Annotated in this window: 26 protein-coding genes; 8 read left to right on the top strand and 18 right to left on the bottom strand. The window is 70.7% G+C overall.

Annotated elements, in window-relative coordinates; translation table 11 throughout:
- Nucleotides 1-626: 626 nt before the first annotated feature.
- From ABD108_RS09015 to mrf, 9 genes are all read right to left on the bottom strand, one after another.
- Nucleotides 627-839 (bottom strand): hypothetical protein, encoded by a 213-nt coding sequence (locus ABD108_RS09015; RefSeq protein ID WP_305110997.1) that lies wholly within the window; start codon nucleotides 837-839, stop codon nucleotides 627-629.
- Entirely contained in the window at nucleotides 823-1,425 is a 603-nt protein-coding gene (locus tag ABD108_RS09010) for a MogA/MoaB family molybdenum cofactor biosynthesis protein (RefSeq protein WP_255585675.1), read from the bottom strand. Before ABD108_RS09010 ends, ABD108_RS09015 begins: the two co-directional genes overlap by 17 nt.
- A gap of 23 nt (nucleotides 1,426-1,448) precedes the next feature.
- The gene (locus ABD108_RS09005; protein ID WP_343930078.1) at nucleotides 1,449-2,717 is read right to left on the bottom strand and encodes a S1C family serine protease; all 1,269 of its coding nucleotides are present in this window, start codon (nucleotides 2,715-2,717) and stop codon (nucleotides 1,449-1,451) included.
- An 85-nt stretch (nucleotides 2,718-2,802) separates the two neighbouring features.
- Nucleotides 2,803-4,239, bottom strand: coding sequence for a HAMP domain-containing sensor histidine kinase (locus ABD108_RS09000; protein WP_220658059.1), 1,437 nt, complete (start codon nucleotides 4,237-4,239; stop codon nucleotides 2,803-2,805).
- A 67-nt stretch (nucleotides 4,240-4,306) separates the two neighbouring features.
- On the bottom strand, nucleotides 4,307-4,993 hold the full coding sequence (locus ABD108_RS08995) for a response regulator transcription factor (protein WP_220658058.1): 687 nt from the start codon (nucleotides 4,991-4,993) through the stop codon (nucleotides 4,307-4,309).
- Between the two features lie 69 nt (nucleotides 4,994-5,062).
- On the bottom strand, nucleotides 5,063-5,731 hold the full coding sequence (locus ABD108_RS08990) for a trimeric intracellular cation channel family protein (RefSeq protein ID WP_220658057.1): 669 nt from the start codon (nucleotides 5,729-5,731) through the stop codon (nucleotides 5,063-5,065).
- An 84-nt stretch (nucleotides 5,732-5,815) separates the two neighbouring features.
- Complete coding sequence (rpmF, locus tag ABD108_RS08985; protein WP_013127873.1) at nucleotides 5,816-5,989, bottom strand: 50S ribosomal protein L32; 174 nt, start codon at nucleotides 5,987-5,989, stop codon at nucleotides 5,816-5,818.
- Between the two features lie 80 nt (nucleotides 5,990-6,069).
- Nucleotides 6,070-6,333, bottom strand: coding sequence for a type B 50S ribosomal protein L31 (locus tag ABD108_RS08980; protein WP_305110999.1), 264 nt, complete (start codon nucleotides 6,331-6,333; stop codon nucleotides 6,070-6,072).
- Nucleotides 6,330-7,538, bottom strand: coding sequence for a ribosome hibernation factor-recruiting GTPase MRF (gene mrf / locus ABD108_RS08975; RefSeq protein WP_425579773.1), 1,209 nt, complete (start codon nucleotides 7,536-7,538; stop codon nucleotides 6,330-6,332). Before mrf ends, ABD108_RS08980 begins: the two co-directional genes overlap by 4 nt.
- Nucleotides 7,539-7,593: 55 nt before the next feature.
- On the opposite strand from mrf, the gene rpmB reads away from it, so the two are divergent.
- The 7 genes from rpmB to ABD108_RS08940 all read left to right on the top strand — a co-directional run bounded on the left by rpmB (nucleotide 7,594) and on the right by ABD108_RS08940 (nucleotide 11,404).
- Nucleotides 7,594-7,830 carry a 50S ribosomal protein L28 gene (rpmB, locus tag ABD108_RS08970; protein ID WP_305111001.1) on the top strand — a complete coding sequence of 79 codons (237 nt, stop codon included), beginning with the start codon at nucleotides 7,594-7,596 and terminating at the stop codon, nucleotides 7,828-7,830.
- The gene (rpmG, locus tag ABD108_RS08965) at nucleotides 7,830-7,994 is read left to right on the top strand and encodes a 50S ribosomal protein L33 (RefSeq protein ID WP_220658053.1); all 165 of its coding nucleotides are present in this window, start codon (nucleotides 7,830-7,832) and stop codon (nucleotides 7,992-7,994) included. The genes rpmB and rpmG overlap by 1 nt, the downstream gene beginning before the upstream one ends.
- Nucleotides 7,994-8,299, top strand: coding sequence for a 30S ribosomal protein S14 (gene rpsN, locus ABD108_RS08960; protein ID WP_013127878.1), 306 nt, complete (start codon nucleotides 7,994-7,996; stop codon nucleotides 8,297-8,299). The genes rpmG and rpsN overlap by 1 nt, the downstream gene beginning before the upstream one ends.
- Before the next feature lie 4 nt (nucleotides 8,300-8,303).
- Nucleotides 8,304-8,534 (top strand): 30S ribosomal protein S18, encoded by a 231-nt coding sequence (gene rpsR / locus ABD108_RS08955; protein ID WP_220658052.1) that lies wholly within the window; start codon nucleotides 8,304-8,306, stop codon nucleotides 8,532-8,534.
- Nucleotides 8,535-8,629: 95 nt separating this feature from the next.
- Entirely contained in the window at nucleotides 8,630-9,559 is a 930-nt protein-coding gene (locus tag ABD108_RS08950) for an AEC family transporter (protein WP_220658051.1), read from the top strand.
- A 135-nt stretch (nucleotides 9,560-9,694) separates the two neighbouring features.
- A complete protein-coding gene (locus ABD108_RS08945) occupies nucleotides 9,695-10,774 on the top strand; it encodes a hypothetical protein (RefSeq protein ID WP_343930076.1) in 1,080 nt (359 codons plus the stop codon).
- Between the two features lie 27 nt (nucleotides 10,775-10,801).
- The gene (locus ABD108_RS08940; RefSeq protein ID WP_343930075.1) at nucleotides 10,802-11,404 is read left to right on the top strand and encodes a DUF1707 SHOCT-like domain-containing protein; all 603 of its coding nucleotides are present in this window, start codon (nucleotides 10,802-10,804) and stop codon (nucleotides 11,402-11,404) included.
- Here the strand turns inward: ABD108_RS08940 and ABD108_RS08935 are convergent, their stop codons facing one another.
- The 4 genes from ABD108_RS08935 to ABD108_RS08920 all read right to left on the bottom strand — a co-directional run bounded on the left by ABD108_RS08935 (nucleotide 11,405) and on the right by ABD108_RS08920 (nucleotide 16,254).
- Complete coding sequence (locus ABD108_RS08935; RefSeq protein WP_343930074.1) at nucleotides 11,405-13,378, bottom strand: vWA domain-containing protein; 1,974 nt, start codon at nucleotides 13,376-13,378, stop codon at nucleotides 11,405-11,407.
- Nucleotides 13,371-14,795: a sigma 54-interacting transcriptional regulator gene (locus ABD108_RS08930; protein ID WP_343930073.1), complete on the bottom strand. Its 1,425-nt coding sequence runs from the start codon at nucleotides 14,793-14,795 to the stop codon at nucleotides 13,371-13,373. The genes ABD108_RS08935 and ABD108_RS08930 overlap by 8 nt, the downstream gene beginning before the upstream one ends.
- A gap of 87 nt (nucleotides 14,796-14,882) precedes the next feature.
- A complete protein-coding gene (locus ABD108_RS08925; protein WP_220658046.1) occupies nucleotides 14,883-15,746 on the bottom strand; it encodes an SCO6745 family protein in 864 nt (287 codons plus the stop codon).
- 43 nt (nucleotides 15,747-15,789) lie between these two features.
- Entirely contained in the window at nucleotides 15,790-16,254 is a 465-nt protein-coding gene (locus ABD108_RS08920) for an SRPBCC domain-containing protein (protein ID WP_343930072.1), read from the bottom strand.
- A 16-nt stretch (nucleotides 16,255-16,270) separates the two neighbouring features.
- On the opposite strand from ABD108_RS08920, the gene ABD108_RS08915 reads away from it, so the two are divergent.
- Nucleotides 16,271-16,606, top strand: coding sequence for an ArsR/SmtB family transcription factor (locus tag ABD108_RS08915; RefSeq protein WP_343930071.1), 336 nt, complete (start codon nucleotides 16,271-16,273; stop codon nucleotides 16,604-16,606).
- A gap of 84 nt (nucleotides 16,607-16,690) precedes the next feature.
- Here ABD108_RS08915 and purH read toward each other — a convergent pair whose 3' ends face one another.
- From purH to ABD108_RS08890, 5 genes are all read right to left on the bottom strand, one after another.
- Complete coding sequence (purH, locus tag ABD108_RS08910; RefSeq protein ID WP_343930070.1) at nucleotides 16,691-18,235, bottom strand: bifunctional phosphoribosylaminoimidazolecarboxamide formyltransferase/IMP cyclohydrolase; 1,545 nt, start codon at nucleotides 18,233-18,235, stop codon at nucleotides 16,691-16,693.
- Nucleotides 18,232-18,846, bottom strand: a complete 615-nt coding sequence (gene purN, locus ABD108_RS08905) for a phosphoribosylglycinamide formyltransferase (RefSeq protein WP_343930090.1) — start codon at nucleotides 18,844-18,846, stop codon at nucleotides 18,232-18,234. Before purN ends, purH begins: the two co-directional genes overlap by 4 nt.
- An 83-nt stretch (nucleotides 18,847-18,929) precedes the next feature.
- Nucleotides 18,930-20,402 (bottom strand): cell division protein PerM, encoded by a 1,473-nt coding sequence (locus tag ABD108_RS08900; RefSeq protein ID WP_343930069.1) that lies wholly within the window; start codon nucleotides 20,400-20,402, stop codon nucleotides 18,930-18,932.
- Nucleotides 20,403-20,459: 57 nt separating this feature from the next.
- Nucleotides 20,460-21,524, bottom strand: coding sequence for a DUF5336 domain-containing protein (locus ABD108_RS08895; protein ID WP_343930068.1), 1,065 nt, complete (start codon nucleotides 21,522-21,524; stop codon nucleotides 20,460-20,462).
- Between the two features lie 58 nt (nucleotides 21,525-21,582).
- Entirely contained in the window at nucleotides 21,583-22,482 is a 900-nt protein-coding gene (locus tag ABD108_RS08890; protein WP_220658040.1) for a LysR family transcriptional regulator, read from the bottom strand.
- Between the last annotated feature and the right edge of the window lie 61 nt (nucleotides 22,483-22,543).

Here is a 22,543-nt window from a genome sequence, read left to right as displayed (position 1 = left end):
ACCACCGACCAACCATCCGGCGCCGGAACAACCCGCTCACCACTCGGCAGCGGACCCGCGTTGGCGGAACCGGCCGCAACCGCGCCCGCCGCAGCGACCGCGACCGCGATGGCGCCGGCGCGCCCTGCGACCTTGCTCATCTTGCTCATTCGTTCCCCTCACCAGGAATCATCGCGTGCCACCCCGGGTCTGGGGCACCGGTTCGCGACTCACCCTGCCGCGATCCTCGCCTAGGGTTGCGGTTAAACACACCTAGGGCACTTGCTCTCCCCGAGGCCCGATAGAGGTCCTCGGTTCGCGCCGCAGCATATCCACAGGATTCGACCACCCGCAATAGATGAAACCGCCACGAATTCGACTTCGTGACGAGAAATGTAACAATGTTGAATCTTGCAGCGAGTCATGTACCAGGACTTCTTAGGGCAAGCTTGCACAATTTGCGCGCCTGACCTGCGCCTGAGTAAGGCGAGCCTTCCCCTTAGAGTTCACTCAGGCAACCCGAACTTGTAACCTGGCGGTAAAAATACGGGACAGTGGCCTTCCTCACACCCGTTCTGACGTGCGGCGAAAGCGGTGTCACCGGTGGAATCGCAACGTCGATCGAACGCGTACGGAAAGGGCCGGGGTCAGCCGCCGTGATGCGGCGGCCGGTTCTCCCGGTACCACCGCTCCGCGGGGTCACCGTCGGACCCGGAAACGGGCGATGCCGCACCCGAGCCGGGTGCGGCACCGTCCGGCCGATCGTCCTTGGTCTGCGCCGGCAGGACATCGCCGAAGATGCGCGCGATATCGCGCGCGGAGTACTTCTTGCCCTCGCCGGGCCTACCGGGCTTGGTCATCCCCGCCCGCGATGTGCCGGATCACATGGGTCGCCAGGGGGCTCAGGGTCGCCATGCCGTCCCGGATCGCCGCCCGCGAACTCGCGAGGTTCACCACCACGGTGCTGCCGGAGACACCCGCCAGACCGCGGGACAGGCCCGCGTCCGAGGCACCCGCGGCCAGCCCCGAGGCGCGCAGCGCCTCGCAGATACCGGGCAGCTTCTTGTCGAGGATCTCCTCGGTGGCCTCGGGCGTCACATCACGGGCACCCACACCGACGCCGCCGATGGTGACCGCCAGATCGACGCCACCGATCACGGCCGTGTTCAGCGCATTGCGCACCGCGACCTCCTCGGCCGGCACCACGACCACCGCGTCGACCTCGAAGTCGGCCTCCTCCAGCAGCTCCGTGACGAGCGTGCCCACCGTCTTCCCGGCCCCGGCCAGCACCCCGCCCGGCTGCACGTGATCGTCGACCACGACGACCAGGGCGCGACCGACCACGTCGGTCACGGCACCGTCGAGCGTGGGCTCGTCGATGGCCGGAGCATCGAGCACGTCGTCCGTCAGCCACTCGGGCGCGGCGGCGCCCCTACCCTGCGTCATCTCCACTGCCTCCGTCATCGAACTCATCGATCCAACTTGTCGAGCGTCACCTGTGTGGTGACCGGGGAGGCGCTCCCCTGCGTCACGTACGTGATGGTCACAGTAGCCCCGGGCGGGTACGACCGCACCGCCCCGATCAGACCGATCCCGTCGGCGATCTGGAGCGAGTCGATCTTGGTGACCCGCGCGCCCTGCGGGATGCCCGCGCGGCCGAAGGCCCCCGTCGGCGAGACATCGGAGACCACCGCACCCGGCTCCGCGGCCGAAGTCTGCTGCTGCTGCACCCGCACACCGACCGCCGCGTGCGTGGCCCTGCCCGTCGAGATCAGCTCCTTCGTGATCCGCTTGACCAGCTCGGACGGGATCGCGAAGCCGAGCCCGATGCTGCCGGACTGCTGCCCGCCGGACCGCGACGCGCCGAGCGAGGCGATGGCCGAGTTCACGCCCACCAGCTGCCCCTGCATGTCCACGAGCGCGCCACCGGAGTTGCCGGGGTTGATCGCGGCATCGGTCTGCACGGAGTTGACCACGGTGGCCTCGTCGGAATCGCGGCCGCTGGTGGCCACCGGGCGGTTGAGCGCGGAGACGATGCCGTTGGTCACGGTGCCCGCCAGACCCAACGGCGCGCCCACGGCCACCACGTCCTGACCGACCGCCAACTTGCCGCTGTCACCGAAGACGATGGGCTTGAGATCGCGCTTGCTGGTCTGGATCACGGCGAGGTCGGTCACGGGGTCGGCACCGACCACCGTGGCGCTGCTCGTGGAGCCGTCGGAGAAGGTCACCGTGAGGGCGGCGCCGGTCCCGGCGATCACGTGGTTGTTGGTCACGATCTTGCCGTCGGCACTGATCACCACACCCGAACCGGACGATTCGGTGGTGGCCGCCTTGTTGTCGATCGAGACCACGGTGGGGATCACCGTCTGCGCGACCTCCTGGACCGAGCCCTTCGGCGCCGGCGCGGAATTCGACACCGACGAACCGGGTTTCGCCGCATCGCCGCCGCCCCACACCAGGTACGCGCCCGTCACCGACAGCAGCGAGGCCACCAGCGCGATGGCCACGCCGATCGCGGTGAGAGCCCCCACGCTGGGACGCGAGGACGCCGGACGCGGCGCCACCGCCACCGGGCCGACACCGGGCTGGCCCGGGCCGTACGGGTACTGCTGCGTCGGCGCGTAGCCGGGCTGCTGCCCCGGCACGGCCGGCTGCCCCGGCTGCTGCCCGGGATACCCGGGCTGCCCGCCGGGAGTGTTCCCCGGCTGGTAGGGATTCTGCGGACCCTCGGTCATGGCGGGAGCCTCCTTTTCGACTGGGACCCACGATGCCGGGGCAGGCTGTGAAGTCGCTGTGAGCCAGGTGACGGTTCGGCTCGGATCACCGACCGCGCCAGAGCGGCAACCGCGATTCCCGCGGCACCACCTGCGGGGCACGGCCGCCCGCCACCGGACTGCCCGGCAGTTCGAGCCGGATCTCCGCGCCCCCGGACTCCGACGCCCCCACGGTCACGCTGCCACCGTGCCGCTCGACGACCTGCTTGACGATCGCCAGACCGAGCCCGGACCCGGGCATCGACCGGCTCGCCATCGACCGGTAGAACCGCTCGAAGACCAGCTCGCGATCCTCCTCGGGGATACCGGGCCCACTGTCGGAGACCGTGAGCGCCGCGCGATCGACACCGGTGTCGGCGAGCCGCACCCGCACCGTGGAACCATCCGGCGAGAACTTCGCGGCGTTGTCGAGCACGTTGATCACCGCGCGGCTGAGCCCGCCGTGATCGCCGTAGACGTGCCAGGGCGCGCTGTCGACCTCGATCGTCACCTCGGGGCGGCGCCGCTCGACGCGCTCGACCGCCTTCTGCAGCACCTCGTCGAGATCGACCTCCTCGTTGACCGCTTCGGGCGCGTCCTCCCGGGCGAGGTCCACGAGATCGCCGACCAGCGTGGTCAACTCCTCGACCTGAGCGATGACGTCGTCGGTGAGCTCCTTGACGTCCTCCTCGGGGATCGGCGGTGCGCCGGGACGGTTCGCGGCGATGAGCAGCTCGACATTGGTGCGCAGGCTGGTGAGCGGCGTGCGGAGCTCGTGCCCCGCGTCCGCCACCAGCCTCGATTGTCGGTCCCGGGAGTCGGCGAGAGCCTGCAGCATCGTATTGAAGCTGGTGGTGAGCCGCGCCAACTCGTCGCGGCCGGTCACCGGAATGGGTGTCAGATCATCGGTCTTGGCCACCCGCTCCGCGGCCTCGGTGAGCCGCTGCACGGGTCTGAGGCCGCCGCGTGCGACGGCCGTGCCCGTGACCGCGGCCAAGACCACCCCGCAGGCGCCCACCACGATGAGCACGGTGGCGAGCTCGCTGAGCAGCTTCTTCGTGGGCGTCAGGTCCTCGGCCAGCAGGATGGTGACGCCGTTGTCGAGGCGGCGCGCCATCACCCGGTCGTCGCCCACGGAGCGCAGCGATTCCGAGGCGCGTCCCTCGATCACCTTCTGCTCGGCATCGCCCACCGGCACCGCACCCGAGTGGTACGGCGTGCCGTCGGGGTAGACCACCATGGTCCGGTTCACCGACATGTCCGGGCGGAACATGAGCATCATCATCACGGTGGTGAACTGGGTGACGGGCGTGCTCATCGCAGGCGCCACCGAGTCCATCTGCTGATGCAGCCGGTCGTCGACGTCGGCGTACATGGCCCGCTTCACCACGAAGAAGGCCGAGGCGGCCATGACGGCCACGGCGACGCCCACCACCGCGGCGGCCAGCAGGGTCACCCGCCAGCGGAAGCTGACATTGCGCGTGACCGGGTTGGGATCACGCATTGGCCGCCGCTCGCGCGGGTCCGTGCGTTGTTGCCGGGGCACGGTCACTCCCCCGGACGTCCCGCCGTCACGGCGGGGTCTCGCGCAGGACGTAGCCGACGCCCCGGACGGTGTGGATCAGGCGCGGCTCACCGTCGGCCTCGGTCTTGCGGCGCAGGTACCCCACGTACACCTCCAGCGCGTTGCCCGAGGTGGGGAAGTCGTAGCCCCACACCTCCTCGAGGATGCGGCTGCGGGTGAGCACCCGGCGCGGGTTGCTCATGAGCATCTCGAGCAGGCTGAACTCGGTGCGGGTGAGGCTGATCGACCGGTCGCCGCGGCTCACCTCGCGGGTGGCGGGGTCCAGCGTGAGGTCCTCGAAGCGCAGCACCTCGTTGTCGGAGCCGGTATCGGGCACGGCGCGGCGCAGCAGCGCCCGCATCCGGGCCAGGAGCTCCTCCAGCGCGAAGGGCTTGGGCAGGTAGTCGTCCGCTCCCGCGTCGAGGCCGCTGACCCGGTCGCTCACACCGTCGCGCGCGGTGAGCACGAGGATCGGCAGATCGTCGCCCGCGCTGCGCAGCCGCCGGCACACCTCGAGGCCGTCGAGGCGGGGCATGTTCAGGTCGAGCACCAGCGCGTCCGGCCGGTTGCTCGCGATGTGATCCAACGCGTCCTGCCCGTCGACGGCGGTGTCCACCTGGTACCCGTTGAAGGTCAGCGAGCGCCGCAGCGACTCGCGCACCGCACGGTCATCGTCGACCACCAGAATCCGCATAACCACCAGTCTTACCCAATCCGGGTGTGAATTCCCTTAGGGGGTGCTTGCGCTGAGAGCGAAACGGGCTCAGTCGTCCCGCCGGCCGAGCCGCAGACCGCGCCGGCAACTGCGCGCGAATCGTCCGGCCACGTCCTCCGGGGCGACCGGTACCCGCCAGCCCTGCCACAGCGCGAGCAGCCGGAAGCCCGAGGCCAGGACGCTGCCCACGACCAGGGAGCGGGCGTCGGTGGCGCCCCAGTGGGAGGCGAGCACGGTGGCGAAGGCACCGGCGAGGGCCGGGATGGCGTAGAGGTCGCGCTCCTGGATGAGCAGCGGCACCTCGTTGACGAGTATGTCGCGCAGCACACCGCCGCCGAGGGCCGTGGTGATGCCGATGAGGGCGGCGGCGAAGGGGCTGGCGTCGTTGTGCAGCGCGGTGAGCGCGCCGGTGGCGGCGAAGACGCCCATGCCGATCGCGTCGAGCACGAGCACGGAGTTCTTCAGCCGCCCGAACTGCGGGTGGAAGACGAAGACGAAGGCCGCCGCCACCGTGGCGACCGTGAGGTTCTGCCAGCCCTGGAAGGAGGCGGGCGGGTGGATGCCGAGCAGCACGTCGCGGGCCACACCGCCGCCGACGCCGGTGAGCGCGGCCACCGTCCACACGCCGAACAGGTCCAGGCGCTTGCGCACGCCGATCAGCGCGCCGGACGCGGCGAAGACCGCGATCCCCGCGTAGTTCAACACGGCGAGCAACACGTCAGACCCCTAGGGAATGGACCCGGATAGACCTCGAGAGCGGGCCGGCCTCGAGGGCCGACCCGCTCTCGCGGTCAGTTCTGCTTAGCGGCGGTCGAGATCGACCAGGCCCAGCTTGGCGGCGCGCACGAGGCGGCGCGGCACCAGGTGGGTGCGACCGCCGACCTGCACGGCCTGCAGCTCGGGGTTGTTCGCCTTCCACTGCGAGCGACGGGCATGCGTGTTCGCCCGCGACATACGACGCTTCGGTACAGCCATGATTCTTCCTATCGGTCTTGACGTTAGAGCTTCTCCGACGCGAGCTCTCAGCGAGCTTCCAACGTCACAAGCACTGAAGTCTACCGTGCAGCGGCCCGCCCGCCAAAACGTGCGTACTTCTCCTGGAACTTCTGCACCCGGCCGGCGGTGTCGACCACCCGCTGGGTGCCGGTCCACAGGGGGTGCGAATCGGCGGTCACGTCCACCACGATCAGAGGATAGGTGACCCCGTCGACCTCGACGGTGCGGTCCGAGGTCGCGGTACTGCGGGTGAGGAAGACCTTCCCGGTCGAGGCGTCGCGGAAGGCGACCGGGCGGTATTCGGGGTGGATTCCCTGCTTCATTTCATCTCCTCCTGATCAGCCTCCGGGCGGACGCCCGGGGCGAGGTCTTCACACGGGTCCTCGTGCAGGTCGCCGAACGGATCGGGCCAGCCGGCCCAGGCCGACGGTCCGGCGGCGAATTCGGTTTCGGTGAGCTCCGCCCAGCGCAGCATCTCCAGGACGCGGTCGGGTTCGGCGCCGGCGAGCAGGGCGACGAGGTTGGTCGCGCGGTCGCCGAACTCCGGGTCCCAGGCGGCGGAGGCCATCGCCCAGCGCTCGGGGGATCCCTCTCCCCCGGCGGCGAGCCACCGTCCGGCGGGGCCCACGCGCAGTCCGGAGCCCGCGGACTCCAGCCACAGCGCGTCGTGATCCCGGGTGGCGAGCCAGATCCGGCCGCGGGCCTGGACCACCCCGTCGAGCAGCGCGTCGATGGCCTCGTGGAATCGGCCCGGGTGCATCGGCCGGCGCGCGACGAATTCGACGATGCGCACGTCCCCGTCGGGTTCGAGCGGCGGGCAGCCGAGCAGCAGCGGGTCGAACGGTCCGGGGACGGGGCGCCGCGCGGGCAGGCGGTCCACGAGGCGGTCCAGCGGGACCCGCTCGCGGGCGATCGGCGCGCCCGGCGCGAGCCGCCGGAGCACCGCGCGCAGGCGGGCCGGGTCGGGGCTGTCGCCGGTCACCACCAGCAGGTCGGCGTGGGCGGCGTGCCCGACGGCGAGCTGCGCGACGGTGCGCTCGTCACCGTCGACCACGGCGAAGCGCTCCTCCAGATCCTCCTCGCCGAGGGCGTCGTCGAGCCAGGTGGCGCCGTCGACGAAGCCGATCACGCCGATCACCTCGACATCGCGGGCGGCGGGTCCGGGGATCTCGCCCACCATGTCGACGATCACGTGCTCGATCGCGTCGATCAGCGCCTCGGCCTCGAGCGTGGGGTCGAGGCGGATCACGATGCGGCGCACGCCGGATCGACGGTGCAGCGCCCGCAGCAGCGGCAGCAGGTCTTCGCGGAGCGTGCAGGAGACGCAGCCGTGCGCGAGTTCCAGGAGCGCGACCCGCTCCTCGGCGACCCCGTCGGGCCGGACGGTGCTCTCGGTGCGCACCACCATCCCCTGGCGCAGGCCGGACAGGTCGTGGTGCACCACGACGGTGCCGGGTTCGGCGAGTTCGAGCGCGCGCTCCTGTCCGCCGAAGCCGGTCAGGAGCAGGACCGGAGTTCTATTGGAAATGATTCCCATTTCTAGTACGTTACCTTATCGACAACCATTCGCAAGAAGGAGAATCATGTCCGCACACTGCCAGGTCACGGGTCGCGCACCCGGCTTCGGCAAGCGGGTCTCGCACAGTCACGTGCGCACGAACCGCCGCTGGGACCCGAACATCCAGCGCCGCCGCTACTACGTGCCGTCGCTCGGGCGCACGGTCACGCTCCGGGTGTCCACGAAGGGCATCAAGACCATCGACCGCCGCGGCATCGACGCCGTGGTCGCCGACATCCAACGCCGAGGGGAGAAGCTGTAATGGCCCGCAACGAGATCCGACCGATCATCAAACTCAAGTCCACCGCCGGCACCGGGTACACCTACGTGACCCGCAAGAACCGCCGCAACGATCCCGACCGGATGGTGCTGCGCAAGTACGACCCGATCGCCCGTACCCACGTCGACTTCCGCGAGGAGCGCTGATGGCCACCACGGCGAAGATCGCGAAGAACGAACGGCGCAAGGAGCTCGTCGCGCGGTACGCGCAGCGGCGGGCCGAGCTCAAGCGCGTGATCGCGCATCCGTCCACCGATCCCGACGCCCGGGCCGCGGCGGTCTCCGCGCTGGCCAAGCTCCCGCGCGACAGTTCGGCCACGCGCGTGCGCAACCGCGATGCCGCCGACGGCCGCCCGCGCGGGCATCTGCGCAAGTTCGGCCTGTCCCGGGTGCGGGTGCGGCAGATGGCGCACGACGGTCAGCTGCCCGGCGTCCGCAAGTCGAGCTGGTGAGCCGATGAAGCGCACCACGACCCGTGTCACCGCCGGCCGGAAGGGGCTGGTCAAGGTCCCCGAGGGGGCACTGGACTACAAGAACGTGCAGTACCTGCGCACCTTCCTCAACGAGAAGGGCAAGCTGCGCAGCCGTGGCGTCACCCGGCTCTCCCCGCAGGACCAGCGCCGGCTGGCGCTGGCGGTGAAGAACGCCCGGGAGATGGCCCTGCTCCCCTACGCCACGCGCCGCTGACCGTCGCGAAACTGCTCTCCACGGACCACTCGTGGACATAGTGGCCGCATCCGCCCGCAGGAGAGCGGTTTCGCGAGGCGCTAGCCTTGATCGTCGTGACCTCCGTGCTGGCCGGCTTCGCCGTGATCGCGATCATCATCGCGGCGGGTTGGATCGTCGGCCGGCTCGGAGTGCTCGGCGAACAACCCGAGCGGCAGCTCTCGCTGCTGGTCTTCTACCTGCTCACTCCGGCCCTGCTGCTGCACGCGCTGGCCACCACCGATGTCTCGGTGCTGTTCAGCTCGCGGCTCGCGGTGAGCGCGGCATCGGCCCTGGCCATCGCGACGGTCTACTACGTGATCGTGCGCGTCTTCTGGCGCCGGACCATGGGCGATGCCACCATCGGCGCGCTCGCGTCGAGCTACGTGAACTCCTCGAACCTGGGCATCCCGATCGCGGTCTTCGTCCTCAAGGACACCTCCTACGTGGCGCCGCTGCTGCTGTTCCAGATCCTCATCTTCTCGACGATCGCGCTCACCATGCTCGACCTGTCGGAGCGCCGCGGGACGCGGCAGCCGCTGTGGCGGACGGTGGCCACTCCCCTGCTGAACCCGATCGTCGCGGGCGCCCTGATCGGCCTGGTCATCTCGCTCACCCGGTGGCATCCGCCGGAGTGGTTGATGAGCCCGGTGAAGCTGCTCGGCGACGCCTCGGTTCCGATGGCGCTGATCGTCTTCGGGCTCTCCCTGGGCGGGGTCACGGTGATGCAGAAGGGGCAGGCTCCACGCCGCGACATCGCGCTGGCGTCCGCGCTCAAGATGATCGCAATGCCGGTGCTGGCGTGGGCGATGGCGCGGTACGCCTTCGGCCAGAGCGGTCATGCCCTGTTCGCGCAGACCGTGACCGCCGCGCTCCCGACCGCGCAGAACGTGCTGGTCTACGGGCTGCGGTACAACCGCGGCGTGATCCTCGCCCGCGATACCGGACTTATCACGACGGCCCTCTCGATACCGGCGATCATGCTGATCGCGGTTCTTCTCACCTGAGGAATGTGACGGACGACCCCGTCACATTAGGGCTGTGACGCTGGTTTCCACTTGGGTTCGCGAAGCTACTCATGGGTTAATGAGGCCACCAGCGGCGCATTCCGCTACGCCGCGTGCACATTCGCAGGAGAACTCATGGCTAAGACCGCCGCAGCGCGCGCCGTCGACGTGTTCGTCTCTGCCGTCGAGTCCCGTGGGGGCAAGGCAGAGGTCACGACGAAGGGCATCATCACGCACGTCACCGTGATCGCGGGCGACGTCGTCACCACCCTCCGGGTCAAGGGCACCGATGGCGATGCCTGGCAGGCCCGCAAGACCGAGGCCACCGTCGCGAAGGCGCCGGTCACCGCGTGGGCCCTGGTGGACCTGTCCGACGGTGCGCCGATCGCCCTCGTCTCGGCCGAGGATTACGCCGCGCACGTGCAGAAGCTGGCCACCACCTGGGAGAGCAAGAACCCGGGCAAGCCGCTGACCGCCGCCACCACGCTGGCCGTGACCGCCGATGCGGTCGCCGGCTGGGAGGACGACTGGGCCCTGATCGGCCTCGGCGGCCTGGGTGCGAAGGTCACCAAGGCCACCAAGGGCGCCGAGCAGGCCGTCATCGACACCACGGCCAAGGCCGCGAGCAAGGTGGCCGGCAAGGTCGCGGAGAAGACGGTCGAGAAGGCCGGCGAGAAGGTCACCGAACGGACCGCCGCCAAGCGGACCGCCGCGAAGAAGGCCGTGAAGGCGCCGGCCAAGAAGGTCGCCGCGAAGAAGACCGCGGTGAAGTCCGCCGCCGCCTCCAAGGCCGCCGCCGCGAAGAAGGCCCCGGCCAAGAAGGCTGCCGCCGCGAAGTCGGCCGTCGCGTCCAAGGCTGTCGCGTCCAAGGCTGCTGCGTCCAAGGCCGCCAAGAAGGCTCCGGCGAAGGCGCCCGCGAAGAAGGCCGCCGCGAAGACGCCGGTGAAGGCCTCGGAGGCGAAGATCACCCCGATCGCCGCGCAGAAGGAGGCCGCCGCGCAGGGCAAGGCGCCCGCCTCGGTGGCCCCGAAGAAGGACACCAAGCCGGCTGCGAAGCCCGCCGCCACGAGCGGGAAGGCCACCGCGAAGGAGTCGGCGAAGCCGGCCGCGAAGGGCCGAGGGCAAGGCCAAGGATTCGAAGGACAAGGGCAAGCAGAAGAGCCTCCTGCAGCGCATCCCGGTGGTCGGCCGCCTCCTGTGAACCGGTCCGGCTGAGCGCCGGTTCTCCCCTACAGTTGGGGCATGTCCGACGAACTCGAGCCGAGGCGTGACGCCCTTCGGGCGTCCGATCAGGATCGCAACCGTGTGGTCAGCATGCTGTCCGACGCACTGGGGCAGGGGCAGATCACCTTCCCCGAGTACGAGGAACGATCCCAGCAGGCGGTCGAGGCCCGCACCTTCGCGGACCTCGACCGCCTCGTTCTCGATCTGCCCGCGGTCTCGGTGAATCCGGCCGCGCCCGCCGTTCCGGCCTATCAGGGCCCGGCGATCCCGCCCGAGGGGCTGCCCCGGTTGGGCGATCACAAGCTGGCGGTGATGTCGGGCACGAACGTGCGCGGGCCGATCGCCGTGGGCGCCGAGCACTCCGCGTCGGCGTTCTGGGGCGGCGTGCGGCTGGACCTGCGCGAGGCCACGTTCCTGGTGCGGGATGTGACGATCAACGCCTACGCCCTGATGGGCGGTGTGGAGATCATCGTGCCGCGGGGTGCGATCGTGGACGTGGACGGGCTCGCGATCATGGGCTCGTTCGAGAACAAGGTGCACTACGTGGGCGACGGGTCCGGTCCCCGGATCCGGGTGACCGGCTTCGCCTTCTGGGGCGGCGTCGAGGTGAAGACGAAGTAGTCAGCCGCGCCGGCGACGGCTGCCGAGGTAGTCGCTGACCACGGCGGCGCCGAGGCCTTCCAGATCGGGCGAGATGAGGCGTCCGCCCACGCGCCGGACGACGGCGTCGAGGAATCGTGTCAGGCCCGGATCGTCGCCGAGTTGGAAGACGGTGATCTGCGCCCCGGCCGCCGCGGCGGCGTCGAGTCCGCGCACCGTCATCGCGAGCGTCCGCGGGTGCGGTGGGTAGTCGAAGAAGGCCTCGCCGTCGCGTTCCAGATGCGCGGTGGGTTCTCCGTCGGTGACCACCAGCAGCACGGGCTGGGCGTTCGGATTGGCGCGGAAGTGCTGCTGCGCCAACATCAGCGCATGGTGCAGGTTGGTGCCCTGCTCGTACACCCCGTCGAGCCCGGTGAGCTCGTCGACGGTGAGCGTGCGGGCGTGCCGGCCGAAGCTGATCAGCGCCAGCTTGTCGCCGCGGAACCGGGTGGAGATCAGCTGGTGCAGGGCCAGCGCGGTGCGTTTCATCGGCAGCCAGCGGCCCTCCATCACCATGGAGAAGCTGGTGTCCACCAGCAGCGCCACGGCGGCGTGGCTGCGGGCCTCGGTCTCGGCGACCTCGATGTCTCGGGCATCGAGCGCGATCGGTCCCGACACCCCTTCCCCGGCCTGGCGCAGGACGCCGTTGAGCACGGTGCGGGTGGCGTCCCACGGTTCCGTATCGCCGAACCGCCACTCCCGGCTGGCGCCGGTGGCCTCGCCGGTGGCGCCGCTGCGGGCGGTGTTGCGTTCGCCGCCGCGGGAGGTCAGACGGTTGGCCACGTCCCGCAGGATCGATTGTCCGAGTTGCCGGATCGCCTTGGGCGAGAGGCGTAGTGCGCCGTCGGGATCGCGGGAGAAGTAGCCCTGGTCCTTGAGGGCCTTCTCCAGTTCCGCGAGGGTGCGGGCGTCGGCCACGGCCTCGTCGCCGAGCTGGCGTTGCAGGGCGTCGAGATCGATGTCGTCGAGGGCGGCGCCGTTGTGCTGCTGACTGAGTTGTTCGGCAAGGGATTCCAGGTCGGCGATGTCCTGCATGGCCTGGGTGGCGTCGCCGAGCCCCATGCCCCGATCGCCCTCGAACTCCTGGCTGCCGTTCCAGTCCTCGCCGGGGCGGGCCTGCTGCAGTTTGCCGGTGAGGTCGCTGAGGGCCTGGGACAGCTGCGGAGATCCGAAGGCCGCCTGCGAGAGTTCCTCGAGTTCGGCGCGCTGCTCCGGCGTGAGGCTGTTGTAGAGCCGCTGCGCGGCGGCGCTGCGCCGAGCGAGGGCATCGATGAGCTCGTCGATGTTCCGCGGGTTCTCCGGGAAGTACTGGCCGTGTTCGGCCATGAAGTCGTCGAAGTCGTCCTGTGTGGCCTGGCCGGCGTTGTGCTTGTCCAGCAGCGTGTTCAGGTCGTCGAGCATCTTCTGGATCTGCGCGCGGTCTTCCTCGGTGGCGTTCTCGAGGGCCTGCTTGATCCCGGAGAACTGCTGGTCGAGGAGCTCGCGGCCGAGCAGATCGCGGATCTGTTCGTACTTCTGCGCGGCCTCGGGCGAGCGCCACGGGTAGTCGGCGAGCTCGCGGACGGCCTGCGCGGCCGAGGGCGGCAGGCCGTCGATCTGCATCTCCTGGAAGCGGGCGTCGTCGTCGAGCGCGCGGGCGAGTTCCTTGCGTTCGGCGAGTACGGCCTCGTCGAGCAGCTGGCGGACGTCCTCGAAGGTCTGACCGAGGTTGTTGCGCTGCAACAACTCCTGGCGGCGCCGGTTCGCGAGCTCCGCGAGTTTGTCGAGGCCGCGGCGGTTCTGGCCGCCGCGCCGCAGGTACTCCTGCAGGGCGCGTCGCGGCGAGACGCCGTTCATCACGTCGCGGCCGATCTCGTCGAGGGCGTCGCGTACGTCCACGGGCGGCGCCAGCGGGTCGGGTCCGCCCGTGTACCGCCGGTACTGCGCCAGATGGCGCCTGCGCGAGCCTCTAGCCATAGACGGTCTGCCCGTCGTCGTCGGACTCCTTGCCGATGCGGCGGGCGAGGTAGAGCCCCTCGAGCGCGAACTCGGCGGCGGCGGCCCGCTCACCCGGCGTTTCGGCTTCGAGACGGCGGTAGACCTCGGCGAGTACGGGCACCTCGGGCAGGTTCTCCAGGAGCTCGGCGGCGGTCACATCGTCGCCGGTCACGATGGGTCCTCCGGCGTCGATGGCCTCCACCAGCGGCGTGAGGTCGACGCCCAGCAGGTACTCGTTGATGGTCTCCGCCACCGCGCGGCGCAGCAGGTGCACCAGCACCGACAGCTCGCGGCCCTCTTCGCCGGCCTCGAACTCGACCTTGCCGCGCAGCACATCGGGCACCGTCTGCAGGTCGATCACGCGGGCCACGGGCAGTTCCTCGCCGCCCACGGCGGCGCGGTGCAGGGCACCGGCGGCCACGGTCTCCTGGGCGGCGATGGCGAACCGGGCGGAGACGCCGGAGCGCTGGTCGACGGCCGGGGATTCGCGCAGCGCCCGGGTGAACCGGGCGAGCACCTCGGTGAGGTACTGCGGCACGGAGGCCACCACGTCGGCCTCCTGCTCGATCACGGCCACCTCGTCCTCGAGATCGAGCGGGTAGTGCGTGCGGATCTCGGCGCCGAAGCGGTCCTTGAGCGGGGTGATGATGCGTCCGCGGTTGGTGTAGTCCTCGGGGTTCGCCGAGGCCAGGAGCAGCACGTCGAGCGGCAGGCGCAGCGTGTACCCGCGCACCTGGATGTCGCGCTCCTCCATCACGTTGAGCATCGCCACCTGGATGCGTTCGGCGAGGTCGGGCAGCTCGTTGACGGCGACGATGCCGCGGTGCGCCCGCGGGATCAGGCCGAAGTGGATGGTCTCGGGATCGCCGAGGCTGCGGCCCTGCGCCACCTTCACCGGGTCCACATCGCCCACCAGATCGCCGACGGAGGTGTCGGGGGTGGCCAGCTTCTCCGAGTACCGCTCGTCACGGTGCTTCCAGGCGACGGGCAGATCGTCGCCCAGTTCCTGCGCGCGACGGATCGAGGCGGGGGTGATCGGGTGGTACGGGTGCTCGCCGAGCTCAGCGCCGTCGATCACCGGAGTCCACTCGTCGAGCAGGCCCACGATGGTGCGGATCAGGCGGGTCTTGCCCTGGCCGCGCTCGCCGAGCAGGACCACGTCGTGGCCGGCCAGGAGGGCGCGTTCGAGCTGCGGAATGACGGTGTCGTCGAAGCCCTGGATGCCGTCCCAGGGGTCGGTGTCGGCGCGCAACGCGGTGAGCAGGTTGTGCCGGAGTTCGTCCTTGATCCCGCGGTAGACGTGGCCGGAGGCCTTCAGTTCGCCGAGCGTAGCGGGAAGCCCAGTGGGAAACCCAGCGGGGCGATCAGAACGTGATTCGGTGCGTGCGGAAGTCACGTCCTCCACGCTACGCCGATCACGGCGGCGCGCTCGACGGAGTACGCCCGCAGCGAAATCGATGATTCCGCGGGAATAATCCGGCCGCTAGGTCTTCTTGGTCCCCGGGATCACGCCGGCGTCGATCACGGCCTTGGTGATCGGGCGGACGCGGTCGATGAGGCCGGCGGCATCGGGACCGAAGGCGGTGGCGCTGATCGCGTCGGTCCCGGCCTCGATGTCGAGGTAGGTGGCCATGCCCTCGGCGGTGAGCCGGTGGTCCTCCGGGCCGCCCTCGACGAGGCCGCGCGCGGTGAGGTCCTCGACGGCGGCGGCCCACCGCTCCTCGCTCCAGCCGCGGGTGAGGCGGAAGAACCGGCGGCCCATCACGCGGCGGCGCACCGTCGGGTCGGGGAGGTCGGCCTCGTGCAGGACGCCGGCCTCGAGGCCGGTGAGGCCGTGCCGGATGAGTTCGGCGAGGTGGTTGTCGCCGCGCCACTCGCGCAGCACGCTGATGTGGCGCCACAGGGCGAGCACCGGTTCGTCGGGGATCGCGCTGGCGGCCCAGGCCGCGGCGAGGGTGCGGCCGGAGAGCGGCAGATCGGCCACGAGGGCGCCGAAGTCGGTGGCGAGCGCGGCGATCTCGGCCGGATCGATCCCGGCGAGGATCTGCCGGTACTGCTCGTCGAGCACCCGGTAGCGGCGTTCGTCGATCTCGGCGAGTCCGGCGTCGCGCGCCACGCGCCAGGACTTCTCGATCAGGGCGGGCGCGAAGTTGTAGAAGGCGGCGGTGATCACCGCCGCGTTCGCCTCGCCGATCGGTGCGGCGCGGGCGCCCACGTAGAAGGACTGCGGGTCGATGCCGAGGTCGCGGAGCGCGTCGTTGATGCCCGGGTTGAAGTAGGCGACCACGTGGAAGGGCTCCACGGTCTCGTACGCGCGGCGGGCGAGGGCGACTGCGGTGTCCGACATGCCCTTCACACTGTCAGGGCGCGGGCCGGATGTCGATGGCGGGTTACTTGTAGAAGCCCTCGCGCAGGTTGATGCCGTGCTCGACCCAGGCCTTCATCGCGGCGAGCATGCCGGTCCAGCCCATGCAGTTGCCGAAGGCGCTCTTGGCGCCGTCCTCGGTGGCGGTCCACGCCGATTCGGTGATGGTGACCAGGGTGCGGGTGTCGTCGTCGATCGGGGCGAATTCGAAGGTCGTGGTGGTGTGCCCGTCGGCGGCGGCGGCCTCGGCGTCCCAGCGGATCACGATCCTGCTGTGCGGGGTGGCCTCGACCACCTGGACCGGGAAGGCGCCGGGGAAATCGGCGAAGTCCCAGGTGACTTCGGTGTTCGACTCCAGCCGGCCGCGGGCGCCGCCGGTGGTGAAGTAGTGGGAGAGCTGCTCCGGATCGGCGACGGCCTCGTAGACCTGCGCGGTGGGGCGCGACACGTAGCCGGAGACGGTGAAGGTGAGTTCCTTGAGTTCAGACATGTGATAAAACTACAACATGTCTACCGACGGTCGCAAGGGCGAGATCGACGACGCCGACGAACTCGTCTTCAAGGCGCTCGCCAACGGCACTCGCCGCCGGATGCTTGACGTGCTCAAGGAATCCCCCCGCACCACCGGCGAGCTGTGTGCGCAGTTCCCCGACCTCGACCGCACCACCGTGCTGCAGCACCTGCGGGTGTTGGAGCGGGCCGAGCTGGTGATCGGCCGCAAAGTGGGCCGCGAACGGCACCTCACCCTCGCCCCGGTCCCCATCAAACGCATCCACGACCGCTGGATCGGCGATTACGCCCGCGCCGCCGTCTCCCTGCTCGACGACCTCGCCCGCGACTGAGCCGCCGGGCGCCGGACACGCGAACGCCCCCGGGGCGAGATCCGTCCCGGGGGCGTTCGCCACACCCTGATCAGTGCACGAAGATCAGTGGAAGAAGTGGCGGGTTCCGGTGAAGTACATCGTGACCCCGGCCTCCGCGGCCGCCTCGACGACCTCCTTGTCGCGGATGGAACCACCGGGCTGCACGATCGCCTTGACGCCGGCGTCGATGAGGATCTGCGGGCCGTCGGGGAACGGGAAGAAGGCGTCGGACGCCGCCACCGAACCGAGTACGCGGTCACCCGCACGCTTCACGGCGAGCTGCGCGGAATCGACGCGGTTCACCTGCCCCATACCCACACCCACGGACGCGCCGCGCGAGGCCAGCAGGATCGCGTTCGACTTCACGGCACGGCAGGCGCGCCAGGCGAATTCGAGATCGGCGAGGGTGGCCTCGTCGGCGGGCTCGCCGGTGGCCAGGGTCCAGTTCGCGGGATCGTCGCCCTCGGCGTCGATCGCATCGGAGTTCTGGACCAGCAGGCCGCCGGTGATCTGCTTGATCTCCGTCGCCAGCACGGGCGGCTCGGCGAGCAGCACGCGGATGTTCTTCTTGCGCTGCAGGACCGCGAGCGCACCGTCGGCGTAGCCGGGGGCGATGATCACCTCGGTGAAGATCTCCGAGACCTGCTCGGCCATCTCCAGGCTCACCTCGCGGTTGGCGGCGATCACGCCGCCGTACGCGGACACCGGATCGCAGGCGTGCGCCTTGCGGTGGGCCTGCGCCACGTCCTTGCCGATCGCGATGCCACACGGGTTGGCGTGCTTGATGATCGCCACGGCCGGCTCGCGGAAGTCGTAGGCGGCGCGCCACGCGGCGTCACCGTCGGTGTAGTTGTTGTAGCTCATCTCCTTGCCGTGCAGCTGCTGCGCCTGCGCCAGCCCGGTGCCGGAGTCGTTGACGTACAGCGCCGCGCCCTGGTGCGGGTTCTCGCCGTAGCGGAGCACCGCATCGCGGGTCCAGGTGCCGCCCATCCATGCGGGGAAGGCGGTGTCGGGCTCGGGAGCCACCACAGAGGTCAGGTACGAGGCGACGGCCACGTCGTAGTCGGCGGTGTGCCGGAAGGCCTTCGCGGCGAACTGCTTGCGCTCATCCAGGGAGAATCCGCTGCGCGCGCGATCGGTGACGGCCGTGTAGTCGTCGGGCGAGACCACCACGGTCACGGAGGGGTGGTTCTTCGCCGCGCCGCGCACCATCGACGGTCCGCCGATGTCGATCTGCTCGATGCACTCGTCCTCGGTGGCGCCGGAGGCGACGGTGTCGCTGAACGGGTAGAGGTTCACCACCACCAGCTCGAACTTCTTCACGTCCAGCTCGCGGAGCTGTTCGAGGTGCTCGGGCAGCCGGGTGTCGGCGAGGATGCCGGCGTGGATCTTCGGGTGCAGCGTCTTGACGCGGCCGTCGAGGCACTCGGGGAAGCCGGTCACCTCCTCGACGCGGGTCACGGGCACGCCGGCGTCGGCGATGACGCGCGCCGTCGAACCGGTCGAGACGATCTCCACCCCCGCCTGTGCCAGGCCGGTGGCGAGTTCCACCAGTCCCGACTTGTCGTACACGCTGATCAGAGCGCGCTTGATGGGGATGTTGCTCATGAAATCGTGACCTTTCGTCCGTCCGTGCGGTAACCGCTTGCGGCCACCGCGGCGACCACCTCGGTGAGGAGGCGCCGCTCAACGATCTTGATGCGTTCGTGGAGGGTCTGTTCGGTATCCCCCGGCTCCACCGGGACGGCACGCTGGGCGAGGATCGGGCCGGTGTCGAGGCCCGCATCCACCAGGTGCACGGTGGAACCGGTGAGTTTGACGCCGTGCTCCAGCGCGGCGGGCACTGCGTGGGCGCCGGGGAAGGCCGGGAGCAGGGCGGGGTGCGCGTTGATCACCCGTCCGCCGAACGTCGCGAGGAACTGCGGGCCCAGGATCTTCATGAAGCCCGCTGCCACCACGAGGTGGGGATCCAGGTCGGCGACTGCGGCGGTCAGCGCGGCGTCCCAGGCGGCCCGGTCGTCGTAGGCGGGCAGCGGCACCTCGGCGCTGGGCACGCCTGCCTCGTCGGCCACCGTCAGCGCGCGGCAGGTGCGGTCGGCCACGACGCCCACCACCGAACCGGGGTAGCCCTCCTCCGCGGACGCCGCGAGCAGCGCCTCGAGCAGCGAGCCGGTGCCGGAGGCCAGCACGACGATCCGCGCCGGCGCGCACGGCGGCACCACCACGGTGGGGCTGGGCGTGGTCAGGATGTTCTCCTCGCAAGGGGGACGATGCGGCTTCAGCCTAACGCCGTCGCTTCGCGCTACTGACCGAAGGTGTAGCTGTCGAGCTCCTCGACGTCCGAGACGGCGCGATCGCGGTTCGGGGTCCGGGTGCTGCGGACCGGGCGCACGGGGCTGGTCGGCTGCTCGGCGAGGGCGTCGAAGTCGCCGGTGTCGGCGTCGTCCGGGCGCGCAGGTGCGGCACCGGGGTCGACGGTGAGCTCCTCGGTCACCTCGTGGTCCTCGCGGTCGGCGGGCACGATCTCGACGGTCTCGGCGGCGGCCGTCTTCTCGTCGACGACATCGGCCTCGTCGGCGTAGGTGGTGTAGCCCGATGCGGCCTCGTCCTCGGCCCTGCGGGCGGCGCGCACCAGGCGGGAGTCGCCGAACTGTTGCAGCACGAGCGCGGAGAGCACGCCGATCAGAGCGATCCAGGCGAAGGTGAAGCCGAAGAGCTGGGGCAGATCGGCCCCGGCGTATCCGAAGCCGCCCAGTTCGCCGCCGGCGGCGAAGGCGGCGGCGGTGAAGCCGACGGCGGTGAGCGCCGCCGTGGTGGTCACGGAGGCCACGGTGGGCCCGAGGTTGAGCGAGCGGGCGGCGCACCGTCGGCCCACCTGGACCGCGACGGCGGCGGGCACGACGAGCAGGAGCATCAGGTACCAGGGAGCGTCGCTCTGCGGCAACACCGCCAGGATCGGCACGCCCGGCGCGCGCCCCGGGGCGGCGGAGAACAGGCTCATCGAGATGGGGCCCAGCTGCACGCCCACACCCAGCGGCAGGGCGGCGGCCGCGATCACCGCGTTCGGCAGGTACAGCAGCGAGAGCAGCACGAGGGCGATCATCCCCACCGCGTCGTTGCCGGAGCGGACGAGCTCGAAGACGGTCTGCCACTGCCAGATCAGGCGCACCACCACGATGACGAGTCCGACGGCGAAGAAGGTCGCCAGGGCGCGTCCGGCCATCCGGGCGCAATCGGCGAACCACCCGGGCAGCCCGAGGTAGCGGGAGACGGCGGGCCAATAGGCGGGGGCCAGGCCCAGCAGCGCGCCGCCGAGGTGCACGGCCACGGTGCACAGGAAGGCGGTGAGCGGCGGCGGGGTGGCGATGGTGAACCGGCCGGCGGCGTCGTTGATGACGGCGAGAGCGATGGCGGTGAACAGGGCCGGTCCGGCGATGGCGCACAGCAGCAGCGAGCGCAGGTCCGACAGGCTGCGACCCTCGCCCCCGGCCCGTTGCGCGGCGCGGGCGACGCCCCAGACGAGGGCGATGGGGGGGACCAGCGGGAGCACACCGAGCGTGATGTCGCTGATGGTCACGGGCACCTGGTGCACCGCGAGCCACAGCCCGGCGACGGTGGGGACCAGCGCGCCGAGGCCGGTGGAGGAGCTGAGAAGCACGATCGCGCCGACCACGAGGGCCGACGCGAGCGTGATGAGCGAGGGCCCGAAGGCCACGACGAACAGCGGCCGGGTCTCGCTCGAGCCCGACCCGGCGGCGCGCGCTGAATCCGTCATCGCAATCCACTCTGTCATCAGAGCGGCCGACGGCGGTTCAGGCGCGCCGCGCCGGGGTCAGTTCTGCTGGCCCGGCTTGTCTTCGCCCTCGACCGAGTGCGCACCGTGGGTGGGCGCGGCCGGCGAGCCGAAGGACTGGGTGCTGGGCGTGAACGCGGTGGTCACGTCGTCGCTCGAGGCCGAGGCGCCCGGGTTCGACGGTGCCGCGGGCGGCGCCGGGTAGCCCGAGGCGGCCGGGGCCTGGCTCGACGGGGTCGAGCTGGGCTGGTAGCTGCTGCCGTAGCTGGGCCACTGCGCGGCCGGCTGCGACGGCGACGAGGTGGGGGCCTGCGCCTGGCTCGAGTCGGTGGCGGCCGGGGTGGCGGCGGTGGCGGGAGCCGAGGCGTCGGCGGCGGTCGCGTCGGCGTCCTTGGCGGCATCGGCCGGGTTGGTGATGATGCCCGAGTCGACCAGCACCAGCACGGTGGCGGCCACGGCGGTCAGCAGGCCGAAGACCAGGCCGATCCAGAACCCGTAGGCCAGGTTATTCCAGGTGAACAGCCCGAACAGCAGCACGAGGAAGCCCGAGATCGCGAGGGCGGCGGCCGGGGTGCGGCCGGTGTTGCCCTTGGAGATCAGGCTCAGACCCGCGGACACACCGCCCGCGAGGAGCAGCGCGAGCGCGACGAGCGGAAGCCCGTCGAATCCGTTGCTGGACGCCGTTCCGTACGGGCCGACGCTGACCGACTGGAAGTCGAGGAAGCCGAGCAGGAAGGTGATGACACCGAGCGCAGCGGTGGTGATGGACAGCACCAGCGCCAGGTCGATCGGCTTCGCCGGGGCGGCGGGGGCCTGCTGCTGGTAGCCGCCGTACTGCTGGCCGTAGCCCTGCTGCGGGTAGCCCTGGCCGTAGCCCTGCGGCGCCTGGCCGTAACCCTGCGGCGCGGGCTGACCGTAGCCGCCCTGCTGCTGACCGTAGCCGGGCTGGCCGTAGCCGCCCTGGGGCGCGGGCTGGCCGTAACCGCCCTGGCCCTGCTGCTGGCCGTAATCGGGCTGGCCGTAACCGCCCTGTGCCGGCTGTCCGGGCTGCTGGCCGTAGCCCCCCTGGCCCGGCTGCTGCCCGTATCCGCCTGAATAGGTCATGAAGTCATCTCCCCGAACGGTCGACATCGGCCCCCGTGGGGACCAGTACGTCACCACCCTATACACCATCTCCGACCGTTCTGTGGTTCACCTCACTGAGAGTTCGGTCGACGATCGACAGCAGCGCCCGCGCCGCCGGACTGAGCAGCTTCGAATGCACGAGGTACTGGGTGCGGGTCGGACCGTCGACGAGCGGCACGGCAGCGAGGGCGGCATCGTCGGGCACGGTGTCGGGTGCGGCCGTGCCCACGCACAGGCCGGCTGCGATCAGCGCGAGCATGGTCTCGGAGCGGTCCACCTCGAAGGGCACGGACCGCTGGACCCCGGCGGCGGCGAAGGCGAGGTCGGTCTCGGCGCGTCCGGCCCCGCCGGCCGGGTAGTCGGCGAAGGGCTCGTCGGCGACATCGGCCAGGGTCAGCGGCCCGACGAGGCCCCGCGCGGCAGGCGCGACCAGCACGAGGCGCTCGAATCGGAGTCTCCGGGCGATCACCCCGGCGGTGGAGAAGCCCTCGGGCACACCGAGGAGGGCCAGGTCGAGCGTGCCGCGCCGCACCTCGTCGATGAGGTCCTCGCTGGGCCCGCTGCGCACGCGCACGGCCGCGTCGGGGTGGGCGCACCGGTACTGGCGCAGCACCTCGACCACGTCGAAGGCGGTGAAGGTGGGGATCATGCCGACGGTCACGGTGCCCCGCACACTGCCGAGTGTGGAGGCCACCTCGTCGACGGCGCGTTCGGTGGCGGCCAGCGCGGCGCGCGCCTGCGGGAGGAAGGCCTCCCCCGCTGCGGTGAGCCGGACGGAGCGGTTGGTGCGGTCGAACAGCCGCGCCCCGAGCTCGCGTTCGAGGGCGGCGATCTGGTGGCTGAGCGCGGATTGCACCACGTGGCACCGCTCCGCGGCGCGGGTGAAGTTCAGGGTCTCGGCGGTGGCGATCACGTAGCGGAGTTGCTGCAGCTCCATCGATCAATCCCATCGATCATTCGATCTCAACCATGTGTTGTACTCATCGCTTGCGGCCGAC

Source organism: Tsukamurella strandjordii (assembly GCF_039525985.1).
GTDB classification, from domain to species: Bacteria; Actinomycetota; Actinomycetes; order Mycobacteriales; family Mycobacteriaceae; genus Tsukamurella; species Tsukamurella strandjordii.
Note: the sequence above shows the minus strand (reverse complement) of the source record. Positions and strands in the feature narration are given on the sequence as shown.

What these genes read in the sequence shown, in the direction of transcription:
- ABD108_RS09010 (WP_255585675.1), bottom strand. Translation starts at nt 1,425, where the DNA reads ATGACGCAGGGTAGGGGCGCCGCCGCGCCCGAGTGGCTGACGGACGAC.
- ABD108_RS08945 (WP_343930076.1), top strand. Translation starts at nt 9,695, where the DNA reads ATGGCTAAGACCGCCGCAGCGCGCGCCGTCGACGTGTTCGTCTCTGCC.
- ABD108_RS09015 (WP_305110997.1), bottom strand. Translation starts at nt 839, where the DNA reads ATGACCAAGCCCGGTAGGCCCGGCGAGGGCAAGAAGTACTCCGCGCGC.
- ABD108_RS09000 (WP_220658059.1), bottom strand. Translation starts at nt 4,239, where the DNA reads ATGCGTGATCCCAACCCGGTCACGCGCAATGTCAGCTTCCGCTGGCGG.
- ABD108_RS08915 (WP_343930071.1), top strand. Translation starts at nt 16,271, where the DNA reads ATGTCTACCGACGGTCGCAAGGGCGAGATCGACGACGCCGACGAACTC.
- ABD108_RS08995 (WP_220658058.1), bottom strand. Translation starts at nt 4,993, where the DNA reads ATGCGGATTCTGGTGGTCGACGATGACCGTGCGGTGCGCGAGTCGCTG.
- ABD108_RS08920 (WP_343930072.1), bottom strand. Translation starts at nt 16,254, where the DNA reads ATGTCTGAACTCAAGGAACTCACCTTCACCGTCTCCGGCTACGTGTCG.
- ABD108_RS08900 (WP_343930069.1), bottom strand. Translation starts at nt 20,402, where the DNA reads ATGACGGATTCAGCGCGCGCCGCCGGGTCGGGCTCGAGCGAGACCCGG.
- ABD108_RS08895 (WP_343930068.1), bottom strand. Translation starts at nt 21,524, where the DNA reads ATGACCTATTCAGGCGGATACGGGCAGCAGCCGGGCCAGGGGGGCTAC.
- ABD108_RS08935 (WP_343930074.1), bottom strand. Translation starts at nt 13,378, where the DNA reads ATGGCTAGAGGCTCGCGCAGGCGCCATCTGGCGCAGTACCGGCGGTAC.
- rpmF (WP_013127873.1), bottom strand. Translation starts at nt 5,989, where the DNA reads ATGGCTGTACCGAAGCGTCGTATGTCGCGGGCGAACACGCATGCCCGT.
- ABD108_RS08940 (WP_343930075.1), top strand. Translation starts at nt 10,802, where the DNA reads ATGTCCGACGAACTCGAGCCGAGGCGTGACGCCCTTCGGGCGTCCGAT.
- ABD108_RS09005 (WP_343930078.1), bottom strand. Translation starts at nt 2,717, where the DNA reads ATGACCGAGGGTCCGCAGAATCCCTACCAGCCGGGGAACACTCCCGGC.
- rpsR (WP_220658052.1), top strand. Translation starts at nt 8,304, where the DNA reads ATGAAGCGCACCACGACCCGTGTCACCGCCGGCCGGAAGGGGCTGGTC.
- rpmB (WP_305111001.1), top strand. Translation starts at nt 7,594, where the DNA reads ATGTCCGCACACTGCCAGGTCACGGGTCGCGCACCCGGCTTCGGCAAG.
- purH (WP_343930070.1), bottom strand. Translation starts at nt 18,235, where the DNA reads ATGAGCAACATCCCCATCAAGCGCGCTCTGATCAGCGTGTACGACAAG.
- ABD108_RS08890 (WP_220658040.1), bottom strand. Translation starts at nt 22,482, where the DNA reads ATGGAGCTGCAGCAACTCCGCTACGTGATCGCCACCGCCGAGACCCTG.
- ABD108_RS08980 (WP_305110999.1), bottom strand. Translation starts at nt 6,333, where the DNA reads ATGAAGCAGGGAATCCACCCCGAATACCGCCCGGTCGCCTTCCGCGAC.
- rpmG (WP_220658053.1), top strand. Translation starts at nt 7,830, where the DNA reads ATGGCCCGCAACGAGATCCGACCGATCATCAAACTCAAGTCCACCGCC.
- rpsN (WP_013127878.1), top strand. Translation starts at nt 7,994, where the DNA reads ATGGCCACCACGGCGAAGATCGCGAAGAACGAACGGCGCAAGGAGCTC.
- ABD108_RS08925 (WP_220658046.1), bottom strand. Translation starts at nt 15,746, where the DNA reads ATGTCGGACACCGCAGTCGCCCTCGCCCGCCGCGCGTACGAGACCGTG.